The following is a 15,219-nucleotide window of genomic DNA, read 5'->3' as shown; positions in this document are numbered from 1 at the left end:
TCAGAGATCCAGGGGTGCTGCAGGAAACTGCGGGAACAGAAAGTGTTAGAACTTCACTGCTGCCGGGTCATCATTCTTGGTGGTCTCGGGTGCGGCTTCCTCGGAAGCGGCGTCCTCGACGTCGGTCCCGGCAGCTGCCTCGACCGGCTCCTCTTCGCCGCCGGGGCGGACGAAGTCGCTGAGGTCAACCTTGTTGCCCTCGGTGTCGGTGACCTCGGCCTGGCCCAGCACAACGGCCAGGGCCTTGCGGCGGCGGACCTCGGAGACCATCATCGGGACCTGGCCGCTCTGATCGATGATCTGCGCGAACTGGTTCGGGTCCATGCCGTACTGGCCGGCGGTGGTGACGATGTAGTCGATCAGCTCGTTCTGGCTGACGTTGACTTCTTCCTTTTCCGCGATGGCGTCGAGGATGATCTCGTTCTGGAAGGCACGTTCGGTGTTGGCCTTGACCTCGGCGCGGTGCTCCTCGGTGTCGTGCTCGCCTTCACCGTGGGCGTTCTCGGCGTTGAAGTGCTGCTCGAGCTGCTCTTCGACGACGGATTCCGGGACGGGGACCGCAACGAGTTCAACAAGCTTGTCGAGGACCTTGTCGCGGGCCTCGACGCCCTGCTCGACGACCTTGGACTCCTTAGCCTGCTTGGCGAGGTCCTCGCGCAGTTCGGCCAGCGTGTCGAATTCGGAGGCCAGCTGGGCGAAGTCGTCGTCAGCTTCGGGAAGCTCGCGCTCCTTGACGGACTTGACGACCACCTTGACCTGGGCGGACTCGCCGGCATGCTCGCCGCCTACCAGGGTGGTGTCGAAGATGGCGTCCTCGTCGGCGCTGAGGCCGGTGACGGCTTCGTCGAGGCCTTCGAGCATGGTGCCGGCGCCGACCTGGTAGGACAGCCCGGTGGCCGAGTCAACCTCGGCGCCGTCGATGGTGGCGGTGATGTCGATGCTCAGGAAGTCCTTGTCCGCGGCGGGGCGGTCGACGGACTTCAGCGTGCCGAAGCGGCCGCGGAGTTCGTCCAGGGCCGTCTCGACGTCGGCGTCGGAGGACTCAGCGGCGGCAACTTCAACCTTGATGCCGGCGTAGTCGGGCAGTTCGATCTCCGGGCGGACGTCAACCTCGGCATGGAATTTGAGTTCACCGTCGGTGGCGGACGGGTCCGGGACCTCGGTGATCTCGACCTCGGGACGGCTCAGCGGGCGGATGCCGGTTTCCTGAACGGCGGCCTGGTACCAGCCGTTGAGACCATCGTTGATGGCGGTCTCCAGCACGTAGCCGCGGCCGACACGCTGGTCAATGAGCTTGGAGGGGACCTTGCCCTTGCGGAAACCGGGGACCTGGATCTGCGAAGCAACAGTCTTGTATGCCTCTGCGATGCTGGGCTTCAATTCCTCAAAGGGGACCTCAACATTGAGCTTGACCCGCGTGGGGGTGAGGTTCTCGACAGCGCTCTTCACAGTCTAAGTACTCCTGGTTTTAGGGGGTGGGGTTCTGCACCGCCAAGGGTCTGGCGGTACTTGCAGAGTCGGGGTGACAGGATTTGAACCTGCGACTTCCTGCTCCCAAAGCAGGTGCTCTAGCCAAGCTGAGCTACACCCCGTAAGTGCACAGAACAGTCTACGGTCTTTTTGTGCCGGTTTGCACATTTGACACCGGGGCCCTGAATTGGGTTTAGTTGTATCCGGCTTGAACAGCCGCCCGGAAGTCTGCAGGAATATTCAGGCAAGTTCCCGGGGACGTAGCTTAGTGGTAAAGCCTCAGTCTTCCAAACTGATGATGCGGGTTCGATTCCCGTCGTCCCCTCAGAAATATGACAAAAAGCCCCTCTGCTGAGGGGCTTTTTTGTTTCTGACGGTCGACTGCTCCATAACTGCCCTTCTGGAGGCTCAGAAGGGCCCTTGCGGAGCAATGGATGAGGTTGGGCCCGTGTGCAGACTCAGGGCGCCTGGCAGGCCGGGCACCAGTAGAGTTTCCGGGCGCCGAGCTCGCTCAGGGCCACCGGGGTGCCGCAGTCCCGGCAGTCCAGTCCCTGCCGCCGGTACACGAAGTGCGAGTCCTCCGCCGCGGGCAGGCCGCTCCAGGAGGTGGCTCCGGGAACTTCCCCAGCGACACTCCCGGCGACTTTCCCGGCGACGCGCGCGCTATCGCCCCAGTAGCGCGGGGGTGTGGTGATGATCCGGCCGTCGCGGACGCCGTCGGACATCACCGCGACGGTGTCGTCCCAGAGCCGGCCGGCATCGTCGCCGGTCAACCCGTTCCCGGGCAGCCACGGGTCCAGGCGCTGCCGGAACAGTAGTTCGGCGCGGTACACGTTGCCGACGCCGGCAATGACTTTCTGGTCCATCAGCAGGGCCGCGAGCGGCGTGCGCCTGGCGCGGACGGCGGCAACGAAGGACCCGCGGTCGCCCGGGAGGTTGCGCAACGGGTCGGGACCCAGCCGGGCCAGGACAGCTTCCGCCTCCTCCCCGGTGACCGTCTGGCAGGTGGTCGCACCGCGCAGGTCGGCCCACCCGTGGGCGCTGGCGAGCCGGACGCGGACGGCGCCGACCGGCTCGGGCGGGCCTTCATACCGGGCGGGCCCTGCCGCTCCGCCGTCGTCGTAGAGCTCCCGCTCCCCCACCTTGCGGGGCGCCCCGATGCTGGACGCGCCCCGGAAAGTGGCGTCGCCGCCGAAGTCCCAGGCGCCGTAGAGGCCCAGGTGGACGTGCAGCAGCAGCCCGTGCTCGAACGCCAGGAACAGGTGCTTGCCGTGTGCGTCGGCGTCGGTAAGAGTGTGGCCGTCCAGCAGGGCCGCGCCCTGGACGAAACGCCCCTGCGGACTCGAGACTGCGAGCCGCTCCCCCGTGAAGACGTCGCTGAACTGGCGTGCCAGCCGGCGGACGGAGTGTCCCTCCGGCACTAGTCCATGACCTCGCCAGTGCGCTCGTACGCGGCGATTTTGCCGATCCGGCGGATGTGGCGTTCATCGTTGCTGAAGGGTTCGGTCAGGAACGCTTCGATGATTTCGGTGGCCTCCTCGACGCTGTGCTGGCGGCCGCCGACGGCGACCACGTTGGCGTCGTTGTGCTCGCGGGCGAGCTTGGCGGTGGACAGGTTCCAGGCCAGCGCGGCGCGGACGCCCTTGACCTTGTTTGCGGCAATTTGCTCGCCGTTGCCGGAGCCGCCGAGGACGATCCCGAGGGCGTTGATGCCGGCGTCCTGGTCCGCGACGACGGCGCGCGCGGCGTTGATGCAGAACGAGGGGTAGTCGTCCTGGGCGTCGTATTCCTGGGGTCCGTGGTCGAGGACCTCGTAGCCCTTGGCGCCGAGGTGCGTGACGAGGTGGGCGCTGAGTTCCATGCCGGCGTGGTCGGTGGCGATGTGCACGTGCGGGAAGTCAGAAGGGGTCACGGCGTATCCGTTCGGTGTGGCAGGCCTGTCATCGGGGCTTGCGGGGCTGTGTGGGGGCTGTTCCCAGCCTACCGGGGCACGGGCCGGCGGGACACGCGGCGGCGGGACACGCGGCGTCAGCGGGACTTCAGAGACCGGTGGCTCCGCCGGCCCGGCGTGCCCGGGCCGCCACCCGCGAAATCACCTGCGCGAGGTTGTCCGCTGTGGTGGCGCTCCCGGCGCTGACGGTCAGGGTACGCCCGTCCACCCGGTCGACGACGACGGCGGGTCCGCTGCTGACCAGCAGCGCCGTCGAGGTGCCGTGGCTCCGGTAGCCCCAGCCGCCGTAGCTGGCCGCCCGGACCTCCTTCGGCGTCGCCGCCTCGATGGCAGCGGCCGGCACGTCCATGACCCGGACGAACCCTGCGGCGAAGACCCGGAGGCCGCTGCGGTCCACCCGGAGCCGGGCAAACAGGCACGCGGCGGCGAACAGGGCCAGGGCGGCAAGGAGGGCGGCGAGCCAGGGCACGGCGATGGTGAGCAGCGCGGCGGGGAGCAGGGTGGCGATCCCGAGCATCACGAAGACGGAACTGCGGGCGTGGACCCACACCGTCACCGAATCCCGGACCAGGTCCGGATCAAGTTCGCGGGCAAGGGCCGCCTCGATGGCCCGGTCATCGTCCGTGGACCAGCGTTCGTCGGCCTTGAAGACGAAACCCATCACAAAGCCCAGGCCCAGGGCGGCGCCGCTGCCCATGGCAAGCACGGCGACGTCCACCCGCGCCTCCCGCGCGTTCTCCAGACCGAGCTGTCCGACCAGCACGGCGGCGAGGACAGTGGTGATGAAGAGACTGACGAACAGTCCGGCGCCCATCATGATCCGGCGCATGATCGCCGGGCGGGACAGCGGCACCGCCTGGACCAGCACGGCCCAGCCGATCAGCACAATCATGGCGGCGCCGGCTCCCACGACGGCCCCGAACGGGGCGAAGTCCGCTGCGCCTTCCCCGGTCCAGCGGACCGCCAGCGGCTCGGGCAGATCGGCGCGGATCAGGAACGCGCAGACCACAAACGCCGCCGAGAGCATCAGTGGGAACCCCACGGCGAATCGCAGTGCCCTGGCGTCGACGGATTCCCGCAGCTTTCCCATATCCTCCACGCTACCCCGGCGCATCGGGGTTCGATATGTTGGGGTGACCCGGGCAACTTGCCAAGGCCCGCAGAAGTGAAAGAATGACTTCACAGTATCGAGTTTTCCCGTCCCTAAGCATCCCCGGAGGCCCAATTTTGCCTGGAATGAACCTGACGCGCACCGAAGCGCGCGAGCGTGCCGAACTGATCGCCGTTGACTCCTACGAGGTCGAACTCGACCTGACCCGTGGGGACAAAGTCTTCGGCACCACCACCGCAGTGAAGTTCTCGGCCACGCCCGGGTCCTCGACTTTCATTGACGCGGTCACCGCCGCGGTGCAAAGTGTCACGCTGAACGGGCGCGAGCTTGATCCGGCCGAAGTAGCCGACGGCGTCCGCATCCAGCTTCCGGATCTGGCGGCGGAGAACGACCTGCTCGTGGTCGCCGAGGCGCCCTACATGAACACCGGCGAAGGGCTGCACCGTTTTGTGGACCCGGTGGACCAGGAGGTCTACCTCTACACCCAGTTCGAGGTTCCGGATTCCCGGCGGATGTTCGCCGTGTTTGAGCAGCCTGACCTCAAGGCCAGCTTCGCCTTCACGGTCATTGGCCCGTCGCACTGGGATGTGGTGTCCAACTCCCCCACCCCGGTGCGGGTCGAGACCATCCCGGGCACCGACGGCGGCGCCCGCTCCGTCTGGGAATTCGCCCCCACACCGCGGCTCTCCTCCTACGTCACAGCGCTGATCGCGGGACCGTACCAGTCCGTCCGCAGCGAAGTGGTCGCCGCCGACGGCAAGGTAACCCCGCTGGGCATCTTTGCCCGCAAGTCGCTTATGCAGTACCTCGACGCGGACAACATCTTCGACCTGACCCGGCAGGGGTTCGAGTTCTTCGAGGCGCAATTCGGCTGCCCGTACCCGTTCGAGAAGTACGACCAGCTCTTTGTGCCGGAATTCAACGCCGGCGCGATGGAGAATGCCGGTGCCGTGACGATCCTGGAGGGCTACATCTTCCGGAGCAAGGTCACCGACGCCCAGGTCGAACGGCGCGCCATCACCGTCCTCCACGAACTGGCCCACATGTGGTTCGGGGATCTCGTGACCATGCGCTGGTGGAACGATCTGTGGCTCAATGAGTCCTTCGCCGAGTACATGTCGCACCTGGCCGCCGTGGAAAATACCAAGTTTGACCGCGCATGGACCACGTTCGCGTCGGTGGAGAAGTCCTGGGCGTACCGCCAGGACCAGCTCCCCACCACCCACCCGATTTTCGCGGAGATCAACGACCTGGAGGACGTCGAGGTCAACTTTGACGGCATCACCTACGCCAAGGGCGCCTCGGTGCTGCGCCAGCTCGTGGCCTGGGTGGGCCCGGAGGAGTTCATGGCCGGTGTCCGCGAGTACTTCCGCAAGCACGCCTGGCAGAACACCGAGCTCAGCGACCTGATGGCGGAACTTGAAAAGGCCAGCGGCCGTGACCTGGACCAGTGGGGCCGGCTCTGGCTGGAGACCGCCGGCGTCAACACGCTCAAGCCCGAGCTCTCCGTGGCCGAGGACGGCACCATCACATCCTTCACGATCCTGCAGTCCGCCACCGAGGCCCAGCCGACCATCCGGCCGCACCGGCTCGCCGTCGGCTTCTACAACCTCAACGGCGCCGGGAAGCTGGAACGTGTGCACCGCGAGGAGCTCGACGTCGACGGCGGACGCACCGAGGTGCCCTCGCTGGCCGGAGTCGCCCGGCCCGACCTGATCCTGCTCAACGACGATGACCTCGCCTACGCCAAGGTCCGGCTCGACCCGGCATCCCTGGCCACCGCCACGGCCCACCTCAAGGACTTCAGCCAAAGCCTGCCCCGGACCCTGGTGTGGGGCTCGGCCTGGGACGCGGCCCGCGACGGCGAAACCCCCGCCCGCGGCTATGTGAAGCTGATCCTGGCCAACATCGCCGAGGAATCCGATTCGTCCGTGATCCAGGTCCAGCTGCGCCAGCTGGCCACGACGCTGAACTTCTACGTGGCCGCGGACTCCAAGGAGGCCACCGGGGTTGCCGCCGCCGACCGGCTCTGGGAACTCGCCTCCGGCGTCCCGGCCGGCTCCGACGCGCAGCTGCAGTTCGTTAAGTCCTACGCCCTGCTGGCACGCAGCACCGGCCAGCTGGACGCCCTGTCCGGACTGCTGGACGGCACCCTGGCGCTGGCGGGGCTCACCGTGGACCAGGACCTGCGCTGGGAACTGATCACCTCCCTCGTCGCCGGCGGCCGCGCCGGTGCGGAGACGATCGACGCCGAGCTGGCACGCGACAATACCGCCACCGGGCAGAACGCGGCGGCCCTGGCGACGGCCGCGATTCCGACGCCGGAGGCCAAGGCCGCGGCCTGGGACTCGATTGTGGTCAAGGGCGAGCTGTCCAACGCGCTGCAGGGTTCGGCCGTCAGCGGCTTCACCCGGGTGCTCGACACCTCCCTGCTGGAGCCCTATGCCGAGAAGTACTTCGACGCTGTCCCGGGCATCGTCAGGGACCGCACGCATGCGCTGGCCCAGCAGATCGTCGTCGGGCTGTACCCGGCGCAGCTGACCACGCAGGCGACCGTGGACCGCACCGATGAGTTCCTCGCCTCGCTCCCGGAGGACAGCTCGGCGCTGCGCCGGATGATGCTGGAGAACCGCGACGGCGTGGCCCGCGCGCTGCGTGCCCGCCAGGCCGACGTCGGGTAGCCCCGCCCAAGTAGCCGGCAGTTGTAAGCGCAGGAACCTGGGCCCCGCCCGGGTAGCTTGCAGCAGGGGCCCGTTCTCGACGCCGGGAACGGCCCCTGCCGCCAGTCAGATTTGCCGGCGGGTGGCCTAGGCTGGAGCCATGAGCCTCGACGAGCACCGGTACGCGCTGACAGTCCGTTGGACCGGGAACCTTGGCGAGGGGACGGCGTCGTACCGCGGCTATTCGCGGGACCACGACATCGAGATCCCCGGGCTGCCCGTCCTGCGGGGCTCCGCGGACCCGACCTTCCACGGTGACCGGGACCGCTGCAACCCGGAACAGCTGCTGCTGGCGGCGCTGTCCCAGTGCCACATGCTGTCCTTCCTGCACGTGGCCGTGAAGAACGGCGTGGTGGTGACCGCCTACGAGGACCGGGCCGAGGCCCTGATGCGGACCAACCGTGACGGCAGCGGTCAGTTTGAATCCGCCACGCTCAGGCCCCGGGTGACCCTGGCTGCTCCGGTGACGGAGGAACTTCTGGCGGAACTGCACGCCGCGGCGAACAGGGTCTGCTTCATCGCCCGGAGCGTCAATTTCCCGGTGCTGCACGAGCCAAGCGCGCTGGTCGGGGGCCAGCCGGGCTGACCGCCCCGCGCCGGTCCGCTGCCGGCCTGTTTCAGGATCCGTAACGCCGTGCGGCCCGGGACACAGGATGCGCCCGGGCCAACCCTGCGGCGCTAGTGTTGAAGGAGACCAGAGTCTAAGGCGCCCGGCGACCGCCGGAGCCTGCCCGGACACCCAGCCCAGCGGCCAGCCGATGCTGCCCGCCGGCAGCTGGGATGCAGCAAATAGACGCAGCAACAACGCGCGGCAACAAGGAGTTTCCCCACCGATGATCAGCCCGACCACCATCGAACCAATCACCCCTGCGGACATCTCTGCCATCAACCTGCCGGGCATCGTCATCAGCTTGGGGGTCGGCGTCACCATTTGGCTGGTGGCGTCGTTCGTGATCGTCGGAATCACGAAACGCGTCGCCGCAGGGACCTCACTCTTCAGGAAGCCGCTCTTCCGCTGGGTGGCTCCGGCCTTCCGCGCCCTCGAACAGGAACGCCGGGTCCAGCGCGCCCACACCATCGGCGCACTGCTCAACAGTGTGGTCGGCGTCCTGGTGTCCATCCTCACCACCGTGTACGTGCTCAAGAACCTGAACGTGGACGTCGCTCCGATCCTGACCAGCGTCGGAATCCTCGGAATCGCGATCGGCTTCGGCGCCCAGCAACTGATCCGCGACTTCCTCGCCGGCATCTTCATCACCATGGAGGACCAGTACGGGATTGGCGACATCATCGAAACGTCCGAGGTGGTGGGCACTGTGGAAGCCATGAACCTGCGGATCACCCGGGTCCGGGCGGACGACGGCACCATCTGGTACCTGCGCAACGGCGAAATCCTGCGGGTGGGAAACCGCTCCCAGGGCACATACATTTCGCCGGAGGCCGCGGCGGCGGCCGAGGCCGACGACGCACCCCAGCAGATAGCCGGAGAATAGAACCATGACGATTCCCAGCGCCGGCGAACCCCGCCAGCCTAAGCAGCTGTTGCAGAACGATCCGTTCAGCAAGCCCGGCTACACAGACAACTTCTACGACGCCGTGGGCGGCCATGAGACCTTCGTGAAGCTCATCGATGTGTTCTACGACGGCGTGGCGACGGATCCGCTGCTGCGGCCGATGTATCCGGAGGAGGATCTCGGCCCCGCAAAGCGGCGGTTCCTGATGTTCCTCGAGCAGTACTGGGGCGGCCCGACGACGTATGGCGAGGAGCGCGGGCATCCCCGGCTGAGGATGCGGCACCAGCCCTTCCGGGTGACGCCGGAGGCCAAGGAACGCTGGCTGCATCACATGCGCACCGCTGTCGACTCCCTGGAGCTCCCGCCGCTCCACGAGGGGACACTGTGGGACTACATGGAACGGGCGGCCCTCTCCATGGTGAACAGCCCCTCCGGAGCCTGACGCCGTTCACCGCGGCGTCACTTTAGCCCCGGGCGGTCCCGTGTGACCTCGATCGAGTGGACCCTTGTCGGACCCGCGATCAAGTCGGCAGCCCGGTGGTCAGCGCCGCCCGTGCCGCGCTGCGAGCGCGGCACGGGCATTGCCGGCGAAATGCAGAAGTAGCGAGACGACGAGGAACGCGACGAGCACCTGCGCCGTCGTAGCAAACGCCGCCGGCCAGCCGCCGTCGAGTGTCGGATCCAGGAAGTCGTAGACGTACCAGCCGTCGATAGCCCCGCGCACCCACGAGAACACAAGGAAAGCAGCCGGGTAGCTGAGCCACACCAGCGGCCGCCACCGATTGCCGCGCACGGTCCTCGTAACGAGGAGCCAGTCGAGCGCGGCGAACAGCGGAGCGACGCGGTGGTGTGCGAGCTGGGGCCAGTACATGTCCAGGCTCCACCACGGCTCGCCGGGCGGGGCTACCAAAACCACGTAGATAATGCCGGTCATCACCAGATAGAAGGCCAGCGCTCCGGAGAGGTGGTCCCACCACTCCGGGAGCCTGGTCCGCGGCCGGGCAGCGGACGCGATGAGCACTGTCCCGAGGACGAGGTTGGACTGGACCGTGAATTCCGAGTAGAGCTGGAAGATGTCCACGTCGCTGCCAGGCAGTGTCGCGTCGTACGTCTTTTGCGCGAGGGCGACGAGCACGAACGCGCCCACCGCGAAGCGGAGCATGCGGATCCAGCTGCGGTCCGGATGTAGCGCATCATTGAAGCCGAGGTTGCGCTCGACCGGAGGATCCAGCACTGATACGCCGCTCATGGGCCCAGTATGTCAGTCCAGTCGCGCCTGTCGAAGGAGCTAAAGTCCCGAAACCCATAGGGTGATCCCATGGTGATAGTTCGTGGGGAGACAATCGAAGACCGGGCCGCCGTTGCCGCGCTGAGAGCTACATGGGCCGCAGAGCAGGACCCCGGGCTACCGGATGCTCCGGACTTCGCAGACGTCTACAGCGGCTGGGTGGACGCAAACCCACGCAAGTTCTTTGTTGCCGAGGTGGACGGCGAACTCGTCGGGATGCTCAACCTCCTGGTTTTCGAACGGATGCCCAAGCCCGGGAAGGAAGGCTCCCGGTGGGTCTATCTGGGCAACGTCTACGTGTTGCCGCGTTTTCGGAACTCCGGGATCGGAGCCCGGCTGGTGGCTGCGGCGATTGAGTTCTCGCAGGGCATCAACGCCGCACGAATGGTACTTTCGCCGTCTCCTGCTTCGCGCAATTTCTACGCCCGGCTAGGCTTTCAGGCCGCCGAAGAGCTCCGCGTTCTCCGATTCTGACCTGGACGCAACGGCATCGTGGCACTGCTGACGCCATGGGTATCAATTAAAAGTGCCGAGCTGGTGCCCTAAAGTCCCGTGCCGGTGCGGGCTAGGACGTGCCCGCGGGTTCCGCTGAGCCGGAACCAGCGTCCGGCCCGGTAGAGCTGCTGCTCACCGTCGGCCAGGAAGCCGAGCGTGAGGGCTGCAAAGGCGGCGCCCAGCGGGAGCCCGCCGGCGCCAGGCAGTTCCCTGCCCCAGACCGTGGCGCGGGCGTTGTTGACGATCAACGCGCCGGGTTTGTCCGGAATGATCGCGGCGATCTCGGTGATCCCGGCCTCGGCGGACCGGCGCAGCTCGGCGTCCGGCAGCGTGCCGACGGCTTCCCATCCGGCGCGGGGCGCTCCGACCCCGGCCCACGACTCGGTGACGGTCACGGGCGGCAACGGAAGTTCGACGTCGTTCTCCCCCGCACGTGCCAGCCGGTCCAGCACTGCGGAGAGCGGAACGGTGACATCGGTGTCCGCCGGGTGCGCGAGGGCCATGGTCCGCAGGCCGAGGATCGTCGGGGTCGACTCCCCCAGCAGCCGCGGCCGCAGCACACACACGTAGGCGGCGAGCACCGGGCCGGACGCCTGGAGCCGGACGGCGCCGTCGTCGATCGACCGGGCGCGGGTGGCGAAGGTACGCAAATCCGCCAGGTCTCGTGGATCGGTGAACTGCAGGGGCTGGGTAAGGACGTCAGACACAATATCGACTCTACCGGCTGTGCCTCGTTGGGACGGCGCCCGGAGGACGTCTAAAGTCGAACCATGACTGAAGCCGAAGCCGGATTACAGGCGCTGCCAACCCAGGACCCCACCTCCTCGCTGCTCCAACTGCTGAACCTCGGTGAACTGGAGGGCGCCCGGACGGATGAGGACATCTTCATGGGCCCCTCCCAGCAGCAGCCCCGGCACCGCGTGTTTGGCGGCCAGGTGCTGGCGCAGTCGCTGATCGCCGGAAGCCGGACTGTTCCCGAGGGCCGCGGTGTGCACTCCATGCACGGATACTTCCTGCGCCCCGGGGATGCCAACAAGCCGATCACCTTCGGCGTACAACGGCTCCGGGACGGCCGCTCGTTCTCCGCGCGGCGCGTCCACGCGTACCAGGAGGGCATGCCCATCCTCTCCATGATCGCCTCGTTCCAGGACGAGGACGAGGGCATCGAGCACCAGTCCGAGATGCCGGCCGGCATCCCCGACCCGGAATCGCTGCCCAGCACCGCCGACCTGCTGGGCAAGTTCGACCATCCGGTGGCACGCCACTGGGCCTACGAGCGGCCCTTCGACATCCGGCATGTCGACCCGGCACTGTATGTCTCGGCCAAGGGGAACAAGGAGCCGCGGAACGCCGTCTGGATGAAGACGTTTGGGCCGATGCCGGCTGATCCGGATCTGCACCGGGCTGCCCTGGCCTACGCCAGCGATTACACCTTGCTGGAGTCCATCCTCCGCAAGCACGGGATGAGCTGGATTACCCCGGGCATGTCGGTCGCCAGCCTGGACCATGCCATGTGGTGGCACCGGCCCGTCCGGGTGGACGACTGGCTGCTCTACGTGCAGGAGTCCCCCAGCGCCCAGGGCGCCCGCGGCCTGGCGACCGGCAAGATCTTCAGCCGCGACGGCCGGCACGTTGCCACGGTGGCGCAGGAAGGCATGATCAGGGTTCCCACGGACCTCAAGAACAAGCTCAAGGGCGCGGTCCAGTCCAAGGTCCTGCAGCACCAGATGCGCAAGGCTGACCGCGGCTGACCCTGCGCCTAGCGGGCCCCTGCGTCAGGTGACACGCGAAAGGCCGGCTCCCCGCGGGGAGCCGGCCTTTCTGTTCCGCGTTTACAGTTCCGCGTCTAGCCTGGCGGCCTCAACCGGTGGCTTAGTCGCGGGTGAGGCGGCGGCTTAGTCGCGGGTGAGGCGGCGGTGGGTCACGCGGTGCGGCTTGGCCGCGTCCGGGCCCAGCCGCTCGATCTTGTTCTCCTCGTAGGCTTCGAAGTTGCCTTCGAACCAGTACCACTTCGAGGGGTTCTCCTCGTCGCCTTCGTAGGCGAGGATGTGGGTAGAGACCCGGTCCAGGAACCAGCGGTCGTGCGAAACCACGACGGCGCAGCCCGGGAATTCGAGCAGGGCATTTTCGAGGCTGCTGAGCGTTTCGACGTCGAGGTCGTTAGTCGGCTCATCGAGGAGCAACAGGTTTCCGCCCTGCTTAAGGGTCAGGGCCAGGTTCAGGCGGTTGCGCTCACCACCGGAGAGCACGCCGGCCTTCTTCTGCTGGTCCGGGCCCTTGAAGCCGAAGGCGGCAACGTAGGCGCGGGACGGCATTTCGACCTGCCCAACCTGGATGTAGTCCAGGCCGTCGGAGACGACCTCCCACAGGGTCTTGTTCGGGTCGATGCCGCCGCGGCTCTGGTCCGCATAGGAGATCTTGACGGAGTCACCGATCTTCAGCTCGCCGCCGTCGAGGGGCTCGAGCCCGACAATGGTTTTGAACAGGGTGGTCTTGCCGACACCGTTCGGGCCGATGACACCGACAATGCCGTTGCGCGGCAGGGTGAACGAGAGTCCGTCAATGAGGGTCCGGTCCTCGAAGCCCTTCTGCAGGTTCTTCGCCTCCAGGACAAGGCCGCCCAGCCGCGGTCCCGGCGGTATCTGGATCTCTTCGAAGTCCAGTTTCCGGGTGCGGTCGGCTTCGGCAGCCATTTCCTCGTAGCGGGCCAACCGGGCCTTGGACTTGGTCTGGCGCCCCTTGGCGTTGGAACGGACCCATTCCAGTTCCTCGGTGAGCCGTTTGGCCTGTTTGGCGTCCTTCTTGCCCTGGACTTCCAGGCGGGCGCGCTTCTTTTCGAGATACGTGGAGTAGTTGCCCTCGTAGGGGTACAGGTGGCCGCGGTCCACTTCGGCGATCCACTCGGCCACGTGGTCAAGGAAGTACCGGTCGTGGGTAACGGCGAGAACGGCGCCGGGGTAGGCGGAAAGGTGCTGCTCAAGCCAGAGCACGCTCTCAGCATCGAGGTGGTTAGTGGGCTCGTCCAGGAGCAGCAGGTCCGGCTTCTGGAGCAGGAGCTTGCAGAGCGCGACGCGGCGGCGCTCACCACCGGAGAGCAGGGTAACGTCGGCATCGGCCGGCGGGCAGCGGAGGGCGTCCATGGCCTGCTCGAGCTGGGAATCGAGATCCCAGGCATCGGCGGCGTCGATCGCTTCCTGTAGCTGACCCATTTCCTCCAGGAGGACATCGTAGTCAGCGTCAGGGCTGGCCATCTCTTCGGAAATGTCGTTGAATCGCTGGATCTTTCCCATGATCTCGCCGACACCTTCCTGGACGTTGCCCAAAACGGTCTTTTCCTCGTTCAGCGGCGGTTCCTGCAGCAGGATGCCCACCGTGTAGCCGGGGCTGAGCCGAGCCTCACCGTTTGACGGTGTGTCCAGTCCGGCCATGATCTTAAGAATGGTGGACTTACCGGCACCATTCGGGCCGACAACACCAATCTTGGCCCCCGGGAAGAAGGACATGCTTACGTCGTCGAGGATGAGTTTTTCGCCAACAGCCTTGCGGGCCTTGGTCATTGTGTAGATAAATTCCGCCATGCCTACAAATCTAGTGGTTCGGCCGGGATAACTCACATCCATGCCGTTCCGCAGGCGACGTCTTCGTGCGGTCCGGGCCCAGCCCGACGTGGGCGGAACGCCGCGGCTGGGCGCGCGGAACCAGCTGCCCTAGGCGGCCGCCCCTTTCAGCTCGCCCGTTTCCTCGTCGAGGTCCTCGACGTCGCCGTTCTCATCATTGATGAAAACAGTGCGGGCTGCCGGGTCTGCGCCGTCGTATTCGTCATGTTCGCGGCCGTCGTCGTGGCGGGTCGCCTCGGGGCCGTCTACGTCCGGGGACGAGGTGTTCGACGCGAACGGATCGGCAGCGGGCTGCGGCCCGTTGCCGGACGTGCGAATGTAGTTGGCCGAACCCCACTTCAGGTCGTGGCCGACAGCGTCAGCGTCGATTTGCGCCACGTGGTGGATCTGGCCGTCCGATTCCCAGCTTCTCAACTTGATTCGTCCTACGACGATGACCCGCTGGCCCTTCTTGACGCTACAGCCGATGTTGCCGGCCAATTGCCGGTAGCCCTGGACTGTAAAGAAGTCGATGGTCCCCTCAACCCAGGCGTTGCTGGCACGGTCGTAATGCCGGTCGGTGGAACCCAGCCGGAAGGATACCGTTGCCACCCCGCCGGGGGTCGTCGAACTCTTGGGCTCGGTGGCGACGAAGCCCCGGATCGTGATGTTGTCACTCATTCTCATGTCCTGTCTCGAAATGTCGTGCCCTAGCAGGCTCTTTCAGCTTCGCGCCCGCAACTACCGTTCGCGAGAGGCACAGCACGCCATGTGGATAACGCGGGCCGGACACCCGCCGGGCGGGCCCGGGCTCCGGCCCGGCATGCGGGAAGCAGCGCGCCCGGGTGTCCCTGACGGCGGACACCCGCGGGGCGCGGTAAACTTTTCGAGGCGTCCCCCGGCAGCAGCCGGGCCGGCACGCCGACGTGCCCCAGTAGCTCAGGGGATAGAGCAGCGGCCTTCTAATCCAAAGGCTCCGGCTTCGAGACCATTTCAAGTTTTGGGGAGCTTTCCCCCGGCCCGGTCGGCCCTCCAGCAGGCAGCTCCTTGCCGGTCAGAATCCAGTACTCATCG

The 15,219-nt window shown here is 66.8% G+C and carries 14 protein-coding genes and 2 tRNA genes; 7 read left to right on the top strand and 9 right to left on the bottom strand.

Annotated elements, in window-relative coordinates; all coding sequences use genetic code 11:
- Positions 1 to 45: 45 nt before the first annotated feature.
- Together tig and AC50YM_RS18670 are read right to left on the bottom strand one after the other, a co-directional pair.
- Positions 46 to 1,449, bottom strand: a complete 1,404-nt coding sequence (gene tig / locus AC50YM_RS18675; protein WP_494958441.1) for a trigger factor — start codon at positions 1,447 to 1,449, stop codon at positions 46 to 48.
- 68 nt (positions 1,450 to 1,517) lie between these two features.
- Positions 1,518 to 1,592: transfer RNA gene (locus tag AC50YM_RS18670), tRNA-Pro, on the bottom strand.
- A gap of 132 nt (positions 1,593 to 1,724) precedes the next feature.
- On the opposite strand from AC50YM_RS18670, the gene AC50YM_RS18665 reads away from it, so the two are divergent.
- A tRNA-Gly gene (locus tag AC50YM_RS18665) sits at positions 1,725 to 1,795 on the top strand.
- A gap of 133 nt (positions 1,796 to 1,928) precedes the next feature.
- Here the strand turns inward: AC50YM_RS18665 and AC50YM_RS18660 are convergent.
- The 3 genes from AC50YM_RS18660 to AC50YM_RS18650 all read right to left on the bottom strand — a co-directional run bounded on the left by AC50YM_RS18660 (position 1,929) and on the right by AC50YM_RS18650 (position 4,511).
- On the bottom strand, positions 1,929 to 2,891 hold the full coding sequence (locus AC50YM_RS18660) for an Fpg/Nei family DNA glycosylase (protein WP_494958440.1): 963 nt from the start codon (positions 2,889 to 2,891) through the stop codon (positions 1,929 to 1,931).
- Complete coding sequence (locus AC50YM_RS18655; protein ID WP_494958439.1) at positions 2,891 to 3,382, bottom strand: ribose-5-phosphate isomerase; 492 nt, start codon at positions 3,380 to 3,382, stop codon at positions 2,891 to 2,893. Before AC50YM_RS18655 ends, AC50YM_RS18660 begins: the two co-directional genes overlap by 1 nt.
- Positions 3,383 to 3,509: 127 nt before the next feature.
- Positions 3,510 to 4,511 carry a hypothetical protein gene (locus tag AC50YM_RS18650; RefSeq protein ID WP_494958438.1) on the bottom strand — a complete coding sequence of 334 codons (1,002 nt, stop codon included), beginning with the start codon at positions 4,509 to 4,511 and terminating at the stop codon, positions 3,510 to 3,512.
- 146 nt (positions 4,512 to 4,657) lie between these two features.
- On the opposite strand from AC50YM_RS18650, the gene pepN reads away from it, so the two are divergent.
- From pepN to AC50YM_RS18630, 4 genes are all read left to right on the top strand, one after another.
- Positions 4,658 to 7,213: an aminopeptidase N gene (gene pepN, locus AC50YM_RS18645; protein WP_494958437.1), complete on the top strand. Its 2,556-nt coding sequence runs from the start codon at positions 4,658 to 4,660 to the stop codon at positions 7,211 to 7,213.
- A 139-nt stretch (positions 7,214 to 7,352) separates the two neighbouring features.
- On the top strand, positions 7,353 to 7,838 hold the full coding sequence (locus AC50YM_RS18640; protein WP_494958436.1) for an OsmC family protein: 486 nt from the start codon (positions 7,353 to 7,355) through the stop codon (positions 7,836 to 7,838).
- Between the two features lie 247 nt (positions 7,839 to 8,085).
- Positions 8,086 to 8,745 carry a mechanosensitive ion channel family protein gene (locus tag AC50YM_RS18635; RefSeq protein WP_494894214.1) on the top strand — a complete coding sequence of 220 codons (660 nt, stop codon included), beginning with the start codon at positions 8,086 to 8,088 and terminating at the stop codon, positions 8,743 to 8,745.
- Positions 8,746 to 8,749: 4 nt separating this feature from the next.
- Positions 8,750 to 9,208, top strand: a complete 459-nt coding sequence (locus AC50YM_RS18630; protein ID WP_494958435.1) for a globin — start codon at positions 8,750 to 8,752, stop codon at positions 9,206 to 9,208.
- A gap of 99 nt (positions 9,209 to 9,307) precedes the next feature.
- Here the strand turns inward: AC50YM_RS18630 and AC50YM_RS18625 are convergent, their stop codons facing one another.
- Positions 9,308 to 10,015 (bottom strand): Pr6Pr family membrane protein, encoded by a 708-nt coding sequence (locus tag AC50YM_RS18625; protein WP_494958434.1) that lies wholly within the window; start codon positions 10,013 to 10,015, stop codon positions 9,308 to 9,310.
- A 69-nt stretch (positions 10,016 to 10,084) separates the two neighbouring features.
- Between AC50YM_RS18625 and AC50YM_RS18620 the strand changes: the two genes are divergently transcribed.
- The gene (locus AC50YM_RS18620) at positions 10,085 to 10,528 is read left to right on the top strand and encodes a GNAT family N-acetyltransferase (protein WP_494958433.1); all 444 of its coding nucleotides are present in this window, start codon (positions 10,085 to 10,087) and stop codon (positions 10,526 to 10,528) included.
- A gap of 68 nt (positions 10,529 to 10,596) precedes the next feature.
- Here the strand turns inward: AC50YM_RS18620 and AC50YM_RS18615 are convergent, their stop codons facing one another.
- The gene (locus AC50YM_RS18615; RefSeq protein WP_494958432.1) at positions 10,597 to 11,256 is read right to left on the bottom strand and encodes a DUF8185 domain-containing protein; all 660 of its coding nucleotides are present in this window, start codon (positions 11,254 to 11,256) and stop codon (positions 10,597 to 10,599) included.
- Positions 11,257 to 11,319: 63 nt separating this feature from the next.
- Here AC50YM_RS18615 and tesB point away from each other — a divergent pair, with 63 nt between their 5' ends.
- On the top strand, positions 11,320 to 12,300 hold the full coding sequence (gene tesB, locus AC50YM_RS18610; protein ID WP_494958431.1) for an acyl-CoA thioesterase II: 981 nt from the start codon (positions 11,320 to 11,322) through the stop codon (positions 12,298 to 12,300).
- A 144-nt stretch (positions 12,301 to 12,444) separates the two neighbouring features.
- Here tesB and ettA read toward each other — a convergent pair whose 3' ends face one another.
- Positions 12,445 to 14,127, bottom strand: coding sequence for an energy-dependent translational throttle protein EttA (gene ettA / locus AC50YM_RS18605; RefSeq protein ID WP_494958430.1), 1,683 nt, complete (start codon positions 14,125 to 14,127; stop codon positions 12,445 to 12,447).
- A 129-nt stretch (positions 14,128 to 14,256) separates the two neighbouring features.
- Positions 14,257 to 14,826: a single-stranded DNA-binding protein gene (locus AC50YM_RS18600; protein ID WP_494958429.1), complete on the bottom strand. Its 570-nt coding sequence runs from the start codon at positions 14,824 to 14,826 to the stop codon at positions 14,257 to 14,259.
- Positions 14,827 to 15,219 lie beyond the last annotated feature (393 nt).

This window comes from Pseudarthrobacter sp. RHLT1-30-1, from assembly GCF_059383415.1.
Note: the sequence above shows the minus strand (reverse complement) of the source record. Positions and strands in the feature narration are given on the sequence as shown.

Bases quoted from the DNA above. Each gene is read 5' to 3' on its own strand.
- AC50YM_RS18650 (WP_494958438.1), bottom strand. From the start codon at position 4,511: ATGGGAAAGCTGCGGGAATCCGTCGACGCCAGGGCACTGCGATTCGCC.
- pepN (WP_494958437.1), top strand. From the start codon at position 4,658: ATGAACCTGACGCGCACCGAAGCGCGCGAGCGTGCCGAACTGATCGCC.
- AC50YM_RS18640 (WP_494958436.1), top strand. From the start codon at position 7,353: ATGAGCCTCGACGAGCACCGGTACGCGCTGACAGTCCGTTGGACCGGG.
- AC50YM_RS18635 (WP_494894214.1), top strand. From the start codon at position 8,086: ATGATCAGCCCGACCACCATCGAACCAATCACCCCTGCGGACATCTCT.
- AC50YM_RS18630 (WP_494958435.1), top strand. From the start codon at position 8,750: ATGACGATTCCCAGCGCCGGCGAACCCCGCCAGCCTAAGCAGCTGTTG.
- AC50YM_RS18625 (WP_494958434.1), bottom strand. From the start codon at position 10,015: ATGAGCGGCGTATCAGTGCTGGATCCTCCGGTCGAGCGCAACCTCGGC.
- AC50YM_RS18620 (WP_494958433.1), top strand. From the start codon at position 10,085: ATGGTGATAGTTCGTGGGGAGACAATCGAAGACCGGGCCGCCGTTGCC.
- tesB (WP_494958431.1), top strand. From the start codon at position 11,320: ATGACTGAAGCCGAAGCCGGATTACAGGCGCTGCCAACCCAGGACCCC.
- ettA (WP_494958430.1), bottom strand. From the start codon at position 14,127: ATGGCGGAATTTATCTACACAATGACCAAGGCCCGCAAGGCTGTTGGC.
- AC50YM_RS18600 (WP_494958429.1), bottom strand. From the start codon at position 14,826: ATGAGTGACAACATCACGATCCGGGGCTTCGTCGCCACCGAGCCCAAG.